The following is a 17,425-nucleotide window of genomic DNA, read 5'->3' as shown; positions in this document are numbered from 1 at the left end:
CGCGCTCCCAGCGATGAGTTCTCCGGCTTCCTAAATGTTCTTCGGGACCGCGGGCGTCCCGCCCGCTCATGATCGTGAGCGGGCGGGAAGCCCACGGTCCGGAAGAGTATGAGAAAGCTGCCGGCTCTACACCCGCCTCGTCACCGTCTCCGAGCCGCCGCCCCAGATCGGCAGGTAGGTCATCTTGTAGCCGGCGCCGCCGGTCAGGATGGGATGGATGGCGTCAGCCGAGCGGGCGACGCCGTGCCCTTCCTCGAACATGTAGCGCTGCACGCGCGCGAGATCCCAGCCGTCGTGGCGGGCGATCTTCTGCACCATCTCGAGGGGCAGCAGGACGACCTGCTCCCCGCGTTCGTTCTTGCGATGAATGCTCGACATCACGATGCCCGCCCGCATCGCCGTGACGATGGGCGAGAGGATCGCTTCGGGCGTGGCGCCTTCGCCGTCATCCGGCAGCACCTCGGCGGTGCCGGACACGCCCATCACCGTTACGGCGCTGGCGTCGGCGCCCAGGCCGCGCCGTGCCGAAAGGGTGGGGAAGGGGCCGTCACTGCGCTCGGCGAAGCAGAAGGTGTATTTGCCGGGCTGGCCCATGGTCGCCATGTCGCCGGTCTCGGCTCGCGCGCCGCCGATATTGCGGATGACGAGCTGCAGGGCGCGGCCGATGCTGGCGTTGGCGCGGTTGCCCGGTCCCAGGCAATTGGTGCCGGCGTTGAGGCCGAGCTTGCGCGCGATCGGGCCGTGCACGCAGAGCGCGACACAGGCCGTGCCCGTCGTCGTGGCGATGCCCAAAAGGTTGAAATCGGGTTCGAGCGTTGCCGTTGCGGCGGCCAGGACGACCGGCAGCTCGGCCGGCTGGCAGCCGGCGATAGCGCATTGGTAGGCCACCGACTCCGGCGTGAGCTCGCCGAACATCGGCGGCATCATGCCGTGCGCGGCCGTGCGATCGGCGATGCCCGCCACCATCGCCTCGAGGCGCCGTCGGGTCGGCGGAACCAGCGGCAGGCCGTCCGACAGCTCGGCATCGGTCAGGACCTGCTGGGCGGTCTCCCAGCCGGTCGCCTCGTCGACGACCGGCCAGCCACACCAATCACTCGTCATGACCCGCCCGTCATGCGCTGCCCGTCATGCGTTGACGCGCACGCAGGCGACCGTCGTGCCGCCGAACGAGGGAATGAAGGCGGAGTGCTTGCCGGGGCCGCCGGCCACGGTGATGTGGATGTCCTGCGGCGATCGCCCGATGGTGAACCAGTCACCGTCCGGCTTGTGGCCCGTGCTGATGTAGGTGTCCTGGTTCTCCGCGGAGATGCGCGAGGCGTGCACGCGCGAGCGCTTGAACAGCTCCTCGCGGATGGTTTCGATGGTGAAGCCGTCGCGCTTCAGCGTGGCGGCGTGCTCGGGGCCGATGATGACGAACATCGGGCCCTTGCCGTAGACCGTGTTGGCGCCCGGGTTCGACATACCGCCGGCGAAGGTGGTCAGCAGGCCGATGCCGGTCGTGCTGCCATGGTCGTTGAGATTGTGCGGGCCTTCACCCGACATCACCGTCACCACGCTGTCGCCGGGCGCGAAGCCGCGCTGCACGTGGTAGGGCGCCCACGGATTCTCCTCCTCGTTCTCGCCGAAGCAGAAGGTGTACTTGGCGGGATTGCCCTGGGTCGAGCGGTCCATCTCGCCCGGCTTGGCGCCGGCGATGTTGAGCAGCATCAGGCCCAGCGCCCGCCCGATCGTGGCGTTGGGCCGCCAGCCCTGGCCGAAGCAATTGGAGCCACAATTGATACCGAGCTGATGGCGGATCGGGCCGCTCACCATCACCATCGGTGCACACGAATGCGTGGTCGCCAGCGTGCCGTGGAGATTGTATTCGGGATCAAGCACGCCCCGCAGGGCCGCCGTCACCACGGGAAAATACTCGGGCTTGCAGCCCGCCATCACGGCATTGGCGGCGATGCTCTGCAGCGTCGGCACGATCTGCCGCGGCGGCACCGGCGCGTAGGGCCGGTTGTCGCCGCGCACCGTCTCGACGAACTTCGCGACCTTCTCCTCGGTCGGCGGGTAGAGCGGCATGCCGTCGCTCCAACCCTGCTCGGCGGCGAACTCGTTGAAGGCATCGACATCCATGTCGCCGATGTCGATCACTTCCTGGTCGGCAATGTCCTTCATTTCGCAGTCGCCTCGGACAGTCCCCTGGTAGCGGCTTCGATGCGTTCGCGCAGCTCGTCGGCGTTCAGGCCGCCGATCGGATGCTTGACGACGATCAGCTTGGGTTCGACCTTGCGCGCCTTGGCCTGGGCCAGAACGAGCGGGCGGAACGTTTCAGTGGCGATCACGTAAGCCGTGATGCCGCGTTTCTCGAGTTCGATGCTGTCGTGGAAACTCCACGATGAACAGCTTCCTCAATCGGCTATGGCAAGGAGTGCGCCCCGGAAGTTCGCCGCGACCTTCTCGATCACGTCGGCTGGGGCGGGCTGGCTGGCGCTGTTCTTGGCCAGGAACTCGATATTGTCGATCGGCCGGAAGGAACCGAGCTTGTCGCGGATGCCGGCGAGCAGCTCGCGCGCGTTCGGCTTGGAGTTGGAGACCAGGGCGATCGCATCGGTCGCCCAGTTAACGGGTTTCAGCTCCACCTTGGGGCCGCCCGCGGCGGCCAAGCCGAAGGTGGGATTGACGATGCGCATGCCGTTTCTCCTCAACTGACTTTCGAAAGGGTCGCGACGACAGCCCGTGCCGCGCGCTGGCCATCGGCGACGGCGTCGGACAGCGTGCAGCGCGTGCCGGCGCGGACGTCGCCCACCGCGAACAGCGTCGGCGACGCGGTACGGCCCCGGTCGTCGACTACGATATGCCCGGTGGCGTCGCGTGCAAGGGAATCCGGCAGGAATTTCGCAGCCGGCGTCTGGCCGACATAGACGAACACCGCGCTGGTCGGAATGGTCTTCCGCGCGCCGCCGCTCTCGACCACGATCGACTGCAGGCCGTCGTTGCCTTCGAGGGCGACGATGCGGCCGTCGATGTGCGTCACGCCGTCGGGAGGCCTGGCGCCGGTCGTGTCGACGACGGTGACCTCGCTGGCGATACCCTGCAGTTCCTCGGCCTCGTGCGCCGCCCAGCCCGAGGCGCCGGCGACGATGACCGGCAGTCCGGCGTAGAGCGGACCATCGCACGAGGCACAGTGGGAGAGGCCGCGGCCTTCGTAGCGTTCTTCCTCAGGCAGCCCGAGGCGGCCCTTGTCGAGACCCGTGGCAACGACGACGGCGCGACTGGTGTGACGTTCTCCGTCGGCCGTCTCGACCGTCCAGGGGCCGACACCGGAGAGCTTTACCACTTCGCCAAAGCCGATCTCGACTCCAGCGACCGTGGCCTCGTCGGTCAGCTGGGCAGCGACCTGCGGGCCGTCGGCACCCTCGTCGTAATCCTGCAGGATGCCGAGATTGATCAACGCGCCGCCCGGCGCGAGCTTGTCGAGGCAGAGCACCTTGAGGCCGGCGCTGGCGGCATCGCTTGCGGCAGTCAGGCCGGCCGGACCCGCGCCGACTACGATCAAGTCGAATGTGGGACTGTCCATCGACGCACTAATCGGCTTTCGGCTGCGAAGTGCAAGTGTCTTGACTTCGCAACTCTAATACCTAGTATTGCTAGGTATGGAAGCTGAGATGCTCAAAGGACATCTGGACGCCATCGTGCTGGCGGCGCTCGAAGCAGGGCCGGCGCACGGCTACGCCATCATCGAGACCATCAGGACGAGGAGCGCGAGCACCTTCGACCTGCCAGAGGGGACGGTCTATCCGGCGCTGCATCGGCTCGAGCAGGCCGGTCTGCTGTCGAGCGCCTGGACGACGCCTTCCGGCGGACGGCGGCGACGCATCTATTCGTTGACCAGGACCGGCGCAGCGGCGCTGGCCGCTCGCCGCAAGGCGTGGGGCCGCTTCTCGCATGCTGTCGACACGTTGCTGGGAGGAGGGCGCGCATGGCCAGCGTAGGGCGGGCCGGCGCAGAGGCGACCGGCGAGAAAGCGACCGGCGCCATCGACCGGTACGTCGCCACCCTGCGTCGCGAGCTCGATTTCGATGCGGCACTGGCCGACCGCCTGGCCGACGAGGTCGAGGACCATCTGCGCGACGCTGTCGAGGCCGACCCGGCCGGGTCGGCGATCGACGCCGAACGCCGCGCCGTCGAGCGCTTTGGCCCGGCGCGAGAAATCGCCGGACAGTTCGCCGCCGACTCGGTGGAACGCCAGTCGCGCCGGACCTGGCTGACCTTGCTGGTCGCGGTCGTCGTCACCTTCGTCGCCATGCGCCTCAGGATCATGTGGCTGGACGACAGCTCCGCGCCAGCGCTGGCGCCCCTGATCGACCGCTACGGCTTCCTGGCCGCGCTCGCCGTGGGCGTCGTCGGCTGGCTCGCCTTCCGTCGCTCGCTGCTTGCGCCGATGCTCTGTCTGGTCGGACTGGCGGCATCGATCGCCGCAGGCATCGTCCGGGCGGGCCTGTTCGACCAGGGCGTGCCGCTGGTGGTGCTGCTGGCAGCGGCGGTGGAGTTTGCCCTGCTCGGCCTGTTGCTGGTCGAGGTCCTGAGCTTCGGCCGGCGGCTGCGCCGAACCGCTTCCCTGAGAGGAGTGGCTCCATGAACGGATGGCGTCTGTTTGGCGTTCTGGCAGCGCTGCTCGTCGCCATGTCGCTGGTGCTCCTGGCGATGTATGGCTGGGACATCGAAGGCATTCGCCTGGTTATCCGGGCGACAGCCCGAACCTCGCTGCTGCTGTTCGTGCTCGCCTTCACCGCCAGCGCCCTGGTCGAGCTGGCGCCAGGCGGGATCACGCGGTGGCAACGTCGCAACCGGCGCTATCTGGGCGTCTCCTTCGCCGCCTCCCACTTCATCCATCTCGCCGCGATCCTGGCGCTCGCCGCCCTCGACCGCGAGCTGTTCTGGAAGCTCACCAACCTCACCACTATCGTGCTGGCAGGCACGGCCTACCTGTTCATCGCGGCGATGACCGTCACCTCGTTCGACCGGACTGCCGCGTGGCTCGGCCCGCGCAGCTGGCGGCGCCTGCACCTGATCGGTGGCTGGTACATCTGGATCAGCTTCGCCGTCGCCATCGGCAAGCGCGTGCCCCTCGACCGGTTCTACTGGCCTATGGCCGCACTGGTCCTGGCGGCGGCCGCCGTCCGCCTGCTTGCGATGGCGCGCCGTAACCAGCGGCAAGCCAAGCTCCGCGCACCAAGCATTCCCGCCTGATCCGTGGTCGACCAGCCACATCGCTGCGGTCGGCTGAACAACTGGCTTTGCGTTGTCGCCTAATACATCAAGTACCGTTCCCGCTTGAGGCGGTAGGCCTCGAGGTCCGCCGTCCAGCTCGCGGCAATCGCAGCCGGATCAGCGCCGCCCTTGGTTGCTTCCAGCGATCGGCGGGAGCCCAGCAGGCCAATGGTGCGGTCGATGGCGAATCGATCGGGATGCAGTTGCTGCAAGGCGGCGATCAGCTCGAGGCCGAGCAGAGACGAGTCGAGCTTGTTGCGGTCGGTGATCGTGAAGCGCACACCCTGGCAGGATTGGCCGGCGAAGGCCGATTCACGTGGCGTGAAGCTGACAGGGTCGATGCGGACGCCCGCGACGGCCCGCGCGCCCAGATGGCGTGCGAGCGCCACGCCGTCGATCCAGGGTGCCCCCATGACCTCGAACGGTGTGTCGGTGCCGCGTCCCACGCTGACATTGGCGCCCTCGACCATCGCCACGCCGGGATAGAGCACGGCCTGTTCCAGCCGGCGCAGGTTGGGTGACGGAGGTACCCAGCCGAGGCCTGTCTGGTCGAACCACTGCGTCCGCTCGTAACGCCTCATGGCGACCACCTGTAACCGAACGTCGATATTCCTTTCGCCCCGATAGAGTCGCGCCAGCTCGCCCATCGTCATGCCGTGCCGCGTCGGCATCGGCAGGTAGGTGATGAAAGACACCAGATCGGGATCAAGCACCGGACCCTGCACGATGTCGGCACGGATCGGGTTCGGCCTGTCGAGCACCATCACCTGGATGCGATGCCGGCCGGCCTCTTCCATCGCATAGGCCATGGTGGTGGCATAGGTGTAGTAGCGCGTGCCGACGTCCGGCAGGTCTATCACCAGCGTGTCGAGCCCGCTCAGCATTTCGGGCGTTGGGCGCCGCGTCTCGCCGTACAGGCTATGCACGGGCAGCCCGGTCGCGGGGTCACGGCCGGATGAAACTTGGCCCTCCGCCACTGCGTCGACACCATGCTCGGGGCTGAACAGCGCCATCATCCTCACGCCTGGTGCACTGCGCAGGACGTCGGCCGTGCGCCGGCCTCTGCCGTCACGGGCCGACCGGTTGGTCAAGAGGCCGACGCGTCGTCCCTGGAGCTGGCGGAAGCCGCTCGCCTCCAGCGCGTCAATCCCCGTCATGACAGGCAATCGCTGGCCGGCGCGCGCCATGTTGCCGGTCGCGTCCGCCAGTTTTCGCAGAAGAGGCAGGACATTGCCGCGGCTGTCAGGGTGCAGCCGGTTCGAAAGCACGATCAGGAAGCTCTGTGTCTCGGGATCGATCCAGATCGCCGTGCCCGTGTATCCCGTATGGCCGAACGATCTCAGGGAGAAGTGCGGCGCCAGAAAGCTCGCATAGGCCGAGTCGATGTCCCAACCCAGGCCGCGCAGCGAGGCGCCGCCGGGCGGGCTCTGCGGGCGCGTCATTTCCCCAATCGACTGCGGTTTCAGGATCTTGCCCGCATCGCTGCCGCCCAGGAACGCGCGCGCGAATCGTGCCAGATCATCGGCCGTGCTGAAGACGCCGGCATGGCCTGCCACGCCACCCATGCGATGGGCAATCGGATCCTGTACCTCGCCCCATCGCAGCTGCCCGCCGACGGTGTCGGAAGGCGCAATACGCCCACGCAGTTCAGGCGACGGTCGGAATCCCGTGTCGCGCATGCCCAATGGCTGGAAAATCCGTCGCGCGGCATAGGCGTCGAGCGGTTGGCCGGAGACGCGCCGTACCACCTCGCCCAATACGATGAAATCGACGTCGCTGTAGAGGAAACGCGAGCCTGCCGCTCCCAGCGGCTTGAGGCTGGTGATCACCTGCATCGCGCCTTCGCTGCCCACCCAGCCAGTGGTGGGAATGCCCGGCGGCAGCACCGCGTAGTGCGTCAGCAGATGCCGGATCGTGATTTCGCCCTTGCCGTTGGTGCCGAACGCCGGCCAGTAGTCGGCGGCTGGCCGATCGAGCTCGATCCGGTTCTGTTCGACGAGTTGCTGGATCGCCGGCGCGGTCGCCATCACCTTGGTGAGCGAAGCGACGTCGTAGATTGTGTCCGGTGCCGCGGGTGTTGGGGACGGCACACGCGAGCGCTCGCCGAACGCCTGGCGGAGCACGATCTTGCTGCGCACGGCGGCCACGATCACAGCTCCCGGCAAGCGGCCGGCGGCGATCTCCGCATCTACCATCCCGGCGAGGTCGTGCGCCGCCATCGTGGGTGCAGTCGTTCCCGGCGGTGCGGCGCAAGCCGCCTGCGCCGGCGCCAGGGCCAGCGCGGACCGGCCAAGAAGGCCGCGGAGGAAATGCCGACGCGTCTCAGTGCGCGGGCTTGGGCTCAGGGCGGAAGTCACTGTTAGAATAGACGTTGCGCGGGTTCCACAGCATCCAGCCCACCGTTCCCGCATCGCGGGCTGCATCGATTTGCTTGCCGATCTCGATCGCACCGAATTTCTGTCCACCGAAGGCATAGTCGGTGAAGGCCTGGAGCCACGGACGGTATCTTGCCGGTGCGGCGGCCGTGCGCCGCTTGCACACGTCGAGCGACAGTTTGACGATCTCGTAGGGATGCTGCACCGGGTTGCGATAGCCGGGAATACCGAGGTGGAAGCTCGATGGATAGAGCATAGGGGAAATGTAGTCGGTAGCGTCAGCAATGTCCTCTATGCGTTGGCCAATGCCGGTATCATCGTAGTTCCAACATGCGTAGCCGAAGACATCGACGGCGGTGAAGACGTTGTACGGTGCGAGCCGTCGCCTGGCCTCGCGCAGGAAGGACGTGATCGCCTGAACGCGCGTCGCCTCGGTCGCGCCCTGCGAGAAGGAGAGCCCGGTCGCGTCGGGAAAGCGCACGTAGTCGAACTGGATCTCGTCGAAGCCCGCCGCGGCCGCCTCCTCGGCGACCGCCAGCGAGTAGTCCCAGGCTTCCTTGACGAACGGATCGATCCACGCCAGCCCCTCGCGGTCCTTCCACACTGCGCGGCCGCTGCGCACGGCCCAGTCGGGCCGTAAGCCGACCAGGAGATCGTCCTTGAACACGACGATGCGTGCAATGAGGTACAGGTTGCGCGCTTTCAGAGACGCCACCAGCTGCTGGAGATCGGGGATGGTGCGCAGCTTCGTTGCGCCCGCCTTCTGCGCCAGAGGCACGGCGCTCGGATAGGGGATCAAGCCGCGGTCACCTTTCAGATCGACGACCAGCGCGTTGAGCCTGTTCGTCTGGATCACCTCCAGTGCCGGATCGCGCAGGAACGGCGCACCGATGCCATAAACCGTCAGATAGAGCGCCTTGGGAAGCAACGGCGTCAACCGGACGGTGTCGCCGCTGGTCGCGGGCAGGGACCGTGCATACCCCGGCGCGCGCACCTTGATCGCTTCACTACCCTCGATTCGGTAGTGCCCGGCGGCATCCGTGAGCGTTGTTCGGTTACCTGCCGTCACGGTCGCGCCCGCAATCGCCGCGCCGTTCGGGTCGACGACCTTTCCCTGTTGTGCTTCGGCTTGGACCACTAAGGGGACGAGCAGGAGGGCGAGCACCATTGGCATGAGCGCCAGTCGCCGGTAGCGCAGCGCCGTTCCGATGCGGCGCGTGAGCGGCGACCCGAATCGTCGACGGACAGGTATGGTGATCAACGTCCCCCCAACAGGGCCTCGAATCGGGTACCGCGGTCGGCGTCGACGACCAGGTATCGCGGCAGGGCCATGAGATTGTCAGCACGTGTCGCCGGCCGGCGCTCGATGGTGAACGCGGCGCGGTAGCCGGCCGCCTGGGCCCACTGCATGAGCTGCTCATCGTAGATGCCGAAGGGCCAGGCCAGCAGGTCGACCATGCCCCCCAGTCGCTGCTCGAGGATCGCCTTCGATTTGACGAACTGCTCGCGCACGAAGCGTTCGTAGTCCGCCGACGAGAGACGCTTGCGCTCGACATTGAAGTTCGGGTGCCAAAAGGTGTGCGACTGCACTTCGACCAGGCCGGATGCCACCATCTCGGCGAGCTGCGCCCAGGTCATCGCATAGTTCGCATTGGAAATTGCCGAGGGATAGATGAAGAGCGTCAGCGGAAATCGGTGACGTTTGACCAGGGGAAAAAGTTCGCGATAGACGCTGGCGTGCCCGTCATCGACCGTCAGCACTACCGCGTGGTCGGGCAATGAGGCGGACGAGGGGGCGCGAAGGGCACCCAGCATTCTCTGCAGAGGGACGATGCGATAGTTGCGTTGTTCGATCCAGCGAAGCTGGTCCTCGAACACCCCGGTCCGGACAGTCATCTCATCGGCGACAACAGGGCCGAAGCGGTGATAAACGAGGATGGACGCGCGAACGGGTGGCTGTTCGGCTCCGGCCGCAACGGCAAACAGCGACAGCAGCAGCACCAAGGCACCAAACCGAAGCATGTCACATATTGAGGGGAGGCTCTGGAAATTGACTTGATTCAGCTCAATTCATTGCTTCCCAATCCGAGGCGACGGCCGGAAGAGGTTCGCGAGAAGGACCTGGAAATGCAGAAGGGGTATCTCATCGAGGTCGGCAATGCGGTGGTTGCGGCCCGAGACGTGGCGGTGCCGTGTTGAGACCAGCAACCCGCCGGTGGTGGACGATCCCGTCCCTTGTGGCGGCAGGGTTGCTGGGTGCTTGCAATGCGAACGAGTATGTGACGAGCACTGCAGGCCCCTCGGACCCCAATTCACGGACGGTCTTCACGCTTGCTCTGCTGCCCGACAGCGTTTCGGGATGCATCATGGCCGATCCCAGCATGACGCGTCCCATGACGGTAACGGTCAAGGATGACAAGGCAGTGTTGCTGACATCCGGGGGTATTCACTACGACCTGACCCGCGTTGCGCCACAGGTCTATGCCGGCGGCTACTGGGTGAAGATCCGTGCCGATCTGTCGGTCGTACCCAAGCGGCTTACCATCAGCAATGACGACCGGTCCTGTACCTGGATAGCGACGTCGCCGTGACATTAGGCGACTGTACGATGCGGCGCCAAGGTGTGAGTCGAGGGTAGCCATGATGATCATCCGAATGCCGGTGTTTGGCGTTCTGGGCGCCTTGGCGGCGGCAGCGGGCGGCGCCTGGGCGCAGGCCGGCCGCGAGCCGATCGACTGGTCTACCGTGTCCCTCGACTCGATCGGCGGCGATATTGGCGCGCCAAGAGTTCCCGCGTGATCTTCCGGCGACCATCGACGACGCGCAGGACCGTCGCTTTGTCGGCGAAGTCGTAGATGATTGGAGATGGGTGCACGATGCGGATGCGGCGTGCGAGCCCAAAGCCGGCCGTGGCGCTCCAGCGGCTGGGTACCGAGCAATGTAGCGGTACATCGCCTTGAAGCGGGCGCCCGTTCTTCTGAAGGGTGACTTCCGCCATATGGTCCGGGACTTGCACGCCGTCTTCGCGCGCTGTCCATTCGATTCCACCCCGGACTGGTGGATAGTTCGCTTGCATGCGCGGTCGGAAGCGTCTTAGGTCGCAGAGGCAGGGAAATCGCAAGAAGAAATGGCGTACTTCACGCAACAACTGATCAACGCCATCACGCTGGGAGCCATCTACGGGCTGATCGCCATAGGCTACACGATGGTCTACGGCATCATCGGCATGATCAACTTCGCGCACGGCGAAGTATTCATGATCGGCGCCTTCATCTCCCTGATCGGCTTCATGATCTGCAGCCTGCTCGGCATCGGCTCGGCGCCGGTGGCGATCCTGCTGGTGCTGCTGATCGCCATGGCCTTCTCGGCGGTCTATGGCTGGGCTATCGAACGGGCCGCCTATCGGCCCTTGCGCGGCTCGTTCCGGCTGGCGCCGCTTATCTCGGCCATCGGCGTCTCGATAGCCCTGCAGAACTACGTGCAGCTGGTGCAGGGTGCGCGGCCGAAGCCGGGCGGGCAGGTGGTCTCGGGCGGGTTCAACCTGTTCAGCGCCGACGGCTTCGACGTGCGCGTGAGCTGGCTGCAGATCATCATCGTCGTGGTCACCCTGGTCCTGATGGCGGCCTTCACCTGGCTGATTGCCCGGACGTCGCTCGGTCGCCAGCAGCGCGCCTGCGAGCAGGACATGAAGATGGCGGCACTGCTCGGCGTCGACGTCGACCGCACGATCTCGCTCACCTTCGTGCTCGGCGCCGCGCTGGCCGCCGTCGCCGGCATGCTATTCTTGATGTACTATGGCGTGATCGACTTCTTCATCGGCTTCCTGGCCGGCATCAAGGCCTTCACCGCCGCCGTCCTGGGCGGCATCGGCTCGTTGCCGGGAGCGATGCTGGGCGGCCTGCTGATCGGCCTGATCGAGGTGTTCTGGGCCGCCTACTTCTCGAGCGAATACAAGGACGTCGCCGCCTTCGCCATTCTCGTGCTGGTGCTGATCTTCCGGCCGACCGGCCTGCTCGGCAAGCCGGAGATCGAGAAGGTCTGACATGATGGGGCCGCGTCTGCCAACCATGCTCAAGGACGCGGGGCTCACCACCGTGGTCGCCGCAGCACTCGGCGTTTTCATCGTGGGCTTCCGCACCGTCGACATCGGCTCTCGCACCGGCCTCGGCTTCGACTATGAGTTCACTGACCTTGCCGTTGCCCTGGTGGTGATCTTCGTCGGCCGGTTCGGCCTGTCGCTCGCCTCGATCGGTCTGCGCTGGCCTGTCATCGCGCTGGGCGTGGCCATGGCGGTGATCGGCGCATCGCCGCTCGAGTTGCCGTCGGGCTTCCTGCACTGGTTCGTGGCGCTCGGCGGCGTCCTGCTGGTGATCCGGGCGGTATGGCCGTGGGCCAACCAGGCGTTCGCGACGGCCGTCGCGACGCCGGGTGGTCGTGCGCTCGACCACTTGGCCACCAAATGGATCGGCGTGCTGATGCTGTGTTTTGCCCTGGTGATGCCCACGCTGCCGTTTGCCGACCAGAAGACGATGGACCTTGGAGTCCTGATCCTGACCTACGTGATGCTGGGCTGGGGCCTCAACATCGTGGTCGGCCTGGCCGGTCTGCTCGACCTGGGCTACGTCGCCTTCTACGCCGTCGGCGCCTACGCCTACGCGCTGCTCAGCACCCAGCATGGGCTGGGCTTCTGGGCGGTGCTGCCGCTCGCGGGCATGCTCGCGGCGTCGTTCGGCGTCCTGCTGGGCTTTCCCGTGCTCAGGCTGCGCGGCGACTACCTGGCCATCGTTACCCTGGGATTCGGCGAGATCATTCGCTTGGTCATCCTGAACTGGGTGGATTTCACCAACGGCCCGGCCGGCATCGGCTCGATCCCCGGCCCGACCCTGCTCGGCGCGGTATTCGCCGAGACGGCTCCGGAAGGCAAGCAGACCGTGGCCGAGATGCTCGGCATTCCCTTCGATGGCAATCAGCGCCTGGTCTTCCTCTATTACATCATCCTGGTTCTGGCGCTGGTCACCAACCTGTTCACCCAGCGCATGCGGCGCCTGCCGGTCGGCCGAGCGTGGGAGGCGCTGCGCGAGGACGAGACCGCGTGCAAGGCGCTGGGCATCAACCCGACCAGCACCAAGCTGACCGCCTTCGCCATCGGCGCCATGTTCGCCGGTTTTGCCGGCTCCTTCTTTGCCGCCAAGCAGCGCTTCATCAGTCCCGAGAGCTTCACCTTCATCGAATCGGCGATCATCCTTGCCATCGTGGTGCTGGGCGGCATGGGAAGCCAGATCGGCGTGGTGCTGGCCGCCATCCTGCTGATCGGCCTGCCCGAGTGGTTCCGTGACCTCGGCAACTACCGCATGCTGGCCTTCGGCCTCGCCATGGTGCTGATCATGGTGTTCAGGCCGCGCGGACTCATCGCCCATCGCGAGCCGTCGATCCGATTGCATCCCGTGGCCCCGGGAGGCAGCGGATGACCGCGCCGCTGATCGAGGTCGAGCATCTCACCATGCGCTTCGGCGGCCTGCTCGCGGTCGACGACATTTCCTTCACCGGCCAGCCGCACCAGATCACCGCCATCATCGGCCCAAACGGCGCCGGCAAGACCACGGTATTCAACTGCATCACCGGCTTCTACAAGCCGACCGTCGGCCGGCTGACGCTGCGTAGTGACCGCGAATACCTGCTCGAGCGCATGCTGGGCCACGAGATCGGCCAGCGCGCCCGCGTCGCGCGGACGTTCCAGAACATTCGCCTGTTTCCCGCCATGACGGTGCTCGAGAACCTGATGGTGGCGCAGCACAACAAGCTGATGACGGCCTCCGGCATGAGCGTGTTCGGCCTGCTGGGCCTGCCGGTCTACCGCATGGCCGAGGCGAACGCGGTGGCATTGGCGCGCGCCTGGCTGGAGCGCATCGACCTTGTCACAGCCGCCGATCGTCCGGCCGGCGAGCTTCCCTACGGCGCCCAGCGGCGCCTAGAGATCGCGCGCGCCATGTGCACCGAGCCGGTGCTGCTTTGCCTCGACGAGCCGGCGGCCGGCCTCAATCCGCGCGAATCGGCCGAGCTCAACCAGCTGCTGGTCTCGATCCGCGACCGCGACGGCATCGGCGTGCTTCTGATCGAGCACGACATGAGCGTCGTCATGAGCATCTCCGACCACGTCGTGGTGCTCGACTACGGCCGCAAGATCGCCGAGGGTGCGCCGGCCGCGATCCAGCGCGATCCGGCGGTCATCCGGGCCTATCTCGGCACCGACGAGGGCGGCGCCGATGGCTGAACCGATGCTCGCCGTCGCCGGGGTCGAGACCTTCTACGGCGCCATCCAGGCGCTGCACGGCGTCGACCTCGACGTCGGCAGGGGCGAGATCGTGACCCTGATCGGCGCCAACGGCGCCGGCAAGTCCACGCTCCTGATGACGATCTGCGGCAACCCGCGTGCCCGCGCCGGCAGCATCCGGCTCGACGGAGAGGACATCACCGGCATGCCGACCCACGAGATCGTGCGGCGCGGCGTGGCGCAGGTACCGGAGGGACGCCGCATCTTTGCGCGCATGAGCGTGTTCGAGAACCTGCAGATGGGCGCCACGCTCGGCAATCCGGCAACCTTCCACCACGACCTCGAGCGCGTCTTCGCGATGTTCCCGCGGCTGGCCGAGCGGCGCGACCAGCGCGGCGGCACGCTGTCGGGCGGCGAACAGCAGATGCTGGCGATCGGCCGCGCCCTGATGGGCCGACCGCGCCTCCTGCTGCTCGACGAACCGTCGCTCGGGCTGGCGCCGCTGATCGTGCGCCAGATATTCGAGGCGATCGGCCGGATCGCCCGCGAGGAGGGGATGACGATCTTCCTGGTCGAGCAGAACGCGTTCCATGCCCTGCGTCTGGCCGACCGCGGCTACGTGTTGGCCAATGGTCGGGTCAGGCTGAGCGGCAGCGGCCGCGAGCTGCTGGCCAACGCCGAGGTGCGCGCGGCGTACCTCGAGGGAGGTCACGCGTGAGTCGCGAAGGAGGCCATGCGTGAGCCCCTTGGATAGCTTCCTGTACCAGTGGTTCGGCGACGAGCTGGTGCCGATCCTGCTGTTCAACTTCGTTCTGGTCGGTCCGGCGTCGTTTGCGACCGGGCACGGCGTTGCGCTGACCTGGCGCCCGTGGTGGCAGATCGTTTTCTACACGGGCCTTCTGGCGGCGACCCTGCGCTTTCTCGACTATGCGCTGGCCAACGGCGAGTTGTGGTCGGCTGGCGGCTTCGTGCTGGGCTGGCTGATCCAGCTGGCGATTGCGGCCTTCGCTTACCGCCTGACCCGGGCTCGCCAGTTCGTGCGCCAATATCCCTGGCTCTATCGGCGCAAAGGCTTGCTGGGCTGGGAGGAGCGGCACTAATCTACCCGACAGCTCCACCTCGTGGAGGGTCGGGGGGTCAACAGAGGAGACTCACGCATGAAAAGGACTTACGGCGCGCTGGCAGCGGCGGCTATCGCTCTCGCCGCGACACCGGCATTCGCCCAGATCAAGATCGGCTCGGCCGGTCCCATGACCGGTCAGTACGCCGCGTTCGGCGAGCAACTGCGCCGCGGCGCCACCATGGCGGTCGAGGAGATCAATGCCGCGGGCGGCGTCAACGGCCAGAAGGTCGAGCTCCTGGTCGGCGACGATGCCTGCGATCCCAAGCAGGCGACGGCGGTGGCCAACAAGATGGTCTCGGACAAGGTCGCGTTCGTGGCCGGGCATTTCTGCTCCGGCTCGTCGATCCCGGCGTCCGACATCTACAAGGAAGCGAAGATCCTGCAGATCTCGCCGGCTTCGACCAATCCCAAGCTGACCGACGATGCGTTTGCCAAGGGCAACACCACGGTGTTCCGTACCTGCGGCCGTGACGACGTCCAGGGCAAGACCGTCGGCGCCTTCATCCTGAAGAACAACAAAGGCGCCAAGGTCGCGATCCTTCACGACAAGTCGCCCTACGGCAAGGGCGTCGCCGACGAGACCAAGAAGGCGATCAATGCCGGCGGTCTCAAGGAGGCGATGTACGAGGCCTACAACGACACGGACAAGGATTTCACCGCCCTCATCAACAAGATGAAGCAGGCCAAGATCGACATCATCGTGCTGGGCGGCTACCACACCGCGGCGGCGCTGATGATCAAGCAGGCGCGCGAGCAGGGCCTGGCGGCCAAGATGATGGGCTTCGACTCGCTCGAGACCGCCGAGTTCGCCCAGCTGGGCGGCGCCGCCACCGACGGCGTCCTGATGTCGTTCCCGCCCAAGGCCGAGGATGACCCGAAGAATGCCGCGCTGGTGAAGAAGTTCCGCGACGCCAAGTACAATCCCGAAGGGTACACGCTGTTCAGCTACGCCGCGATCAAGGCCTGGGCCGAGGCGGCCAAAAAGGCCGGTTCGACCGACGCGGCGAAGATTGCCGCGGCCCTGCGCAGCGGCAAGTACGACACCGCCGTCGGCGTTCTCGAGTTCGACCAGAAGGGCGACATCAAGAACCCGGTCTACGACATCTACCTCTGGAAGGATGGCAAGTCGGCGCCGATCAAGAAGTAGACGCACGGACGCCAAGTGAAGAAGGGCCCGGGTCACCGGGCCCTTTCTATTTTCGGCTCCCCAGCTTCGCTAGGGAAGTGTCCGCGTCTTCGCGGACCTGCCTTAGCCGAAGCGAAGCCGCTTCGGCTTCGCGCAGGCAGGCGGAGACGTCATGGTCTTCCGGACCGCGGGCGTCCCGCCCGCTCATGTCATGAGCATGATCATGACCATGAGCGGGCGGGACGCCCGCGGTCCGGAAGACGTCAAAGAGAAAGGGGCCCAGTTCGCTGCGCCTATTTGGTGTTCATACAGGCCTGTAACGCAGCCGTCGGATCTCGCTCGGCGGGCGTCCGTAGACCTCGACGAACACGGCGTTGAACCGGCGCAGGCTGGCGAATCCCGCTCGTGCCGCGATGTCGGTCATCGACAGGGTCGTGCCGTCGAGCAGCAACTTGGCGCGCTGCACGCGCATGACGCCCTCTTTCGGCAATGCCAGCGCTTATGAGTGGCGCGGTCCCAGCGAAGGGCTAGTTCGGCACCACCGCCGTTGCCTGGATCTCCACCTTGGCCCGATCCTCGACCAGTGCCGTGACCTGCACGACCGCCATCGCCGGAAAATTCCGGCCCATGACCTCGCGATAGACCTTGCCGACAGCAGCGAGGTTGCCGAGATACTCGCGCTTATCCGTCACATACCACGTCAGCGACACGACATGCTCCGGCCGGGCGCCACCCTTGGCCAGCACATCGACGATGTTCTGCAGCGTCTGTCTTACCTGGCCGACGAAGTCGTCGGTTTCGAACTGACTTTGGCCGTTCCAGCCGATCTGGCCGCCGACGAAGATCAGTCTGCCTTCCGCCGCGACGCCGTTGGCATAACCCTTCGGCTTCGCCCAGCCGTCGGGTTGCAGGATCGTGTGCACGGTCATGATCAGGCCTCGGCCCTCAACTTGAATCGCTGGATCTTGCCCGTCTCGGTCTTGGGCAGGGCAGGGGTAAACTTGACCGAGCGCGGATACTTGTAGGGCGCGATCGTCGCCTTGACGTGATCCTGCAGACGCTTTGCCGTATTGGCGTCGGGCGGAACGTCATCGGCCAGCACGACATGGGCCTGCACGATCTGGCCGCGATCGGGGTCGGCGGCGCCGACCACGGCGCATTCGCGCACGTCGGGATGCGACAGCAGTGCCGCCTCCACCTCCGGGCCGGCGATGTTGTAACCGGCGGAGATGATCATGTCGTCGGAGCGGGCGGCGAAGTGGAAGTAGCCG

General features: G+C 66.3%; 22 protein-coding genes. 12 read left to right on the top strand and 10 right to left on the bottom strand.

All coding sequences use genetic code 11. The features are described from left to right. Positions 1–126 precede the first annotated feature (126 nt). Genes AB7O82_RS09605 through AB7O82_RS09590 form a run of 4 tightly spaced genes read right to left on the bottom strand, consistent with a single transcriptional unit; the run spans position 127 to position 3,565 of the window. The gene (locus AB7O82_RS09605; protein ID WP_428553566.1) at positions 127–1,101 is read right to left on the bottom strand and encodes a hypothetical protein; all 975 of its coding nucleotides are present in this window, start codon (positions 1,099–1,101) and stop codon (positions 127–129) included. Positions 1,102–1,125: 24 nt separating this feature from the next. After that, positions 1,126–2,163, bottom strand: a complete 1,038-nt coding sequence (locus AB7O82_RS09600; protein ID WP_428553568.1) for a hypothetical protein — start codon at positions 2,161–2,163, stop codon at positions 1,126–1,128. Next, entirely contained in the window at positions 2,160–2,678 is a 519-nt protein-coding gene (locus AB7O82_RS09595) for a UGSC family (seleno)protein (protein WP_428553571.1), read from the bottom strand. Before AB7O82_RS09595 ends, AB7O82_RS09600 begins: the two co-directional genes overlap by 4 nt. 11 nt (positions 2,679–2,689) lie before the next feature. Continuing rightward, positions 2,690–3,565, bottom strand: a complete 876-nt coding sequence (locus tag AB7O82_RS09590) for an NAD(P)/FAD-dependent oxidoreductase (protein WP_428619263.1) — start codon at positions 3,563–3,565, stop codon at positions 2,690–2,692. 88 nt (positions 3,566–3,653) lie between these two features. Between AB7O82_RS09590 and AB7O82_RS09585 the strand changes: the two genes are divergently transcribed. Genes AB7O82_RS09585 through AB7O82_RS09575 form a run of 3 tightly spaced genes read left to right on the top strand, consistent with a single transcriptional unit; the run spans position 3,654 to position 5,238 of the window. After that, positions 3,654–3,980, top strand: coding sequence for a PadR family transcriptional regulator (locus tag AB7O82_RS09585; protein WP_428553576.1), 327 nt, complete (start codon positions 3,654–3,656; stop codon positions 3,978–3,980). Beyond that, the gene (locus AB7O82_RS09580) at positions 3,968–4,627 is read left to right on the top strand and encodes an HAAS signaling domain-containing protein (RefSeq protein WP_428553578.1); all 660 of its coding nucleotides are present in this window, start codon (positions 3,968–3,970) and stop codon (positions 4,625–4,627) included. The genes AB7O82_RS09585 and AB7O82_RS09580 overlap by 13 nt, the downstream gene beginning before the upstream one ends. Next, positions 4,624–5,238 (top strand): hypothetical protein, encoded by a 615-nt coding sequence (locus AB7O82_RS09575; protein WP_428553581.1) that lies wholly within the window; start codon positions 4,624–4,626, stop codon positions 5,236–5,238. Before AB7O82_RS09580 ends, AB7O82_RS09575 begins: the two co-directional genes overlap by 4 nt. 59 nt (positions 5,239–5,297) lie before the next feature. On the opposite strand, the gene AB7O82_RS09570 is transcribed toward AB7O82_RS09575, so the two are convergent. The 3 genes from AB7O82_RS09570 to AB7O82_RS09560 all read right to left on the bottom strand — a co-directional run bounded on the left by AB7O82_RS09570 (position 5,298) and on the right by AB7O82_RS09560 (position 9,635). Next, on the bottom strand, positions 5,298–7,682 hold the full coding sequence (locus tag AB7O82_RS09570) for an exo-beta-N-acetylmuramidase NamZ domain-containing protein (RefSeq protein WP_428619261.1): 2,385 nt from the start codon (positions 7,680–7,682) through the stop codon (positions 5,298–5,300). Continuing rightward, positions 7,582–8,802: a putative glycoside hydrolase gene (locus AB7O82_RS09565; RefSeq protein WP_428619259.1), complete on the bottom strand. Its 1,221-nt coding sequence runs from the start codon at positions 8,800–8,802 to the stop codon at positions 7,582–7,584. Before AB7O82_RS09565 ends, AB7O82_RS09570 begins: the two co-directional genes overlap by 101 nt. Before the next feature lie 89 nt (positions 8,803–8,891). After that, positions 8,892–9,635, bottom strand: a complete 744-nt coding sequence (locus AB7O82_RS09560) for a polysaccharide deacetylase family protein (RefSeq protein WP_428552542.1) — start codon at positions 9,633–9,635, stop codon at positions 8,892–8,894. Between the two features lie 54 nt (positions 9,636–9,689). Here AB7O82_RS09560 and AB7O82_RS09555 point away from each other — a divergent pair, with 54 nt between their 5' ends. From AB7O82_RS09555 to AB7O82_RS09515, 9 genes are all read left to right on the top strand, one after another. Then, positions 9,690–9,833: a hypothetical protein gene (locus AB7O82_RS09555; RefSeq protein WP_428552512.1), complete on the top strand. Its 144-nt coding sequence runs from the start codon at positions 9,690–9,692 to the stop codon at positions 9,831–9,833. Positions 9,834–10,000: 167 nt separating this feature from the next. After that, on the top strand, positions 10,001–10,225 hold the full coding sequence (locus tag AB7O82_RS09550) for a hypothetical protein (protein WP_428552514.1): 225 nt from the start codon (positions 10,001–10,003) through the stop codon (positions 10,223–10,225). Positions 10,226–10,274: 49 nt separating this feature from the next. Next, on the top strand, positions 10,275–10,433 hold the full coding sequence (locus tag AB7O82_RS09545; RefSeq protein WP_428619256.1) for a hypothetical protein: 159 nt from the start codon (positions 10,275–10,277) through the stop codon (positions 10,431–10,433). Positions 10,434–10,761: 328 nt separating this feature from the next. After that, the gene (locus AB7O82_RS09540) at positions 10,762–11,676 is read left to right on the top strand and encodes an ABC transporter permease subunit (protein ID WP_428552519.1); all 915 of its coding nucleotides are present in this window, start codon (positions 10,762–10,764) and stop codon (positions 11,674–11,676) included. A gap of 1 nt (position 11,677) precedes the next feature. After that, positions 11,678–13,102, top strand: a complete 1,425-nt coding sequence (livM, locus tag AB7O82_RS09535) for a high-affinity branched-chain amino acid ABC transporter permease LivM (protein ID WP_428552522.1) — start codon at positions 11,678–11,680, stop codon at positions 13,100–13,102. Next, positions 13,099–13,905, top strand: coding sequence for an ABC transporter ATP-binding protein (locus AB7O82_RS09530; RefSeq protein WP_428552525.1), 807 nt, complete (start codon positions 13,099–13,101; stop codon positions 13,903–13,905). The genes livM and AB7O82_RS09530 overlap by 4 nt, the downstream gene beginning before the upstream one ends. Next, positions 13,898–14,623 (top strand): ABC transporter ATP-binding protein, encoded by a 726-nt coding sequence (locus AB7O82_RS09525; RefSeq protein ID WP_428552527.1) that lies wholly within the window; start codon positions 13,898–13,900, stop codon positions 14,621–14,623. Before AB7O82_RS09530 ends, AB7O82_RS09525 begins: the two co-directional genes overlap by 8 nt. A 19-nt stretch (positions 14,624–14,642) precedes the next feature. After that, positions 14,643–15,005, top strand: coding sequence for a DUF6867 family protein (locus AB7O82_RS09520; RefSeq protein ID WP_428552530.1), 363 nt, complete (start codon positions 14,643–14,645; stop codon positions 15,003–15,005). Positions 15,006–15,062: 57 nt separating this feature from the next. Beyond that, the gene (locus tag AB7O82_RS09515; RefSeq protein ID WP_428552533.1) at positions 15,063–16,175 is read left to right on the top strand and encodes a branched-chain amino acid ABC transporter substrate-binding protein; all 1,113 of its coding nucleotides are present in this window, start codon (positions 15,063–15,065) and stop codon (positions 16,173–16,175) included. 283 nt (positions 16,176–16,458) lie between these two features. Here AB7O82_RS09515 and AB7O82_RS09510 read toward each other — a convergent pair whose 3' ends face one another. From AB7O82_RS09510 to AB7O82_RS09500, 3 genes are all read right to left on the bottom strand, one after another. Continuing rightward, complete coding sequence (locus AB7O82_RS09510) at positions 16,459–16,626, bottom strand: helix-turn-helix domain-containing protein (RefSeq protein ID WP_428552536.1); 168 nt, start codon at positions 16,624–16,626, stop codon at positions 16,459–16,461. A 55-nt stretch (positions 16,627–16,681) separates the two neighbouring features. Then, a complete protein-coding gene (locus tag AB7O82_RS09505) occupies positions 16,682–17,077 on the bottom strand; it encodes a RidA family protein (RefSeq protein WP_428552545.1) in 396 nt (131 codons plus the stop codon). 8 nt (positions 17,078–17,085) lie between these two features. Further along, positions 17,086–17,425, bottom strand: a 340-nt coding sequence (locus tag AB7O82_RS09500; protein WP_428552539.1) for an AMP-binding enzyme, incomplete at its 5' end; no start/stop codon positions are given.

The organism is Reyranella sp., assembly GCF_050185545.1.
Taxonomy (GTDB): Bacteria; Pseudomonadota; Alphaproteobacteria; order Reyranellales; family Reyranellaceae; genus Reyranella.
The sequence above is the reverse complement of the archived record's forward strand: the minus strand, read 5'-3'. Positions and strand labels throughout refer to the sequence as shown.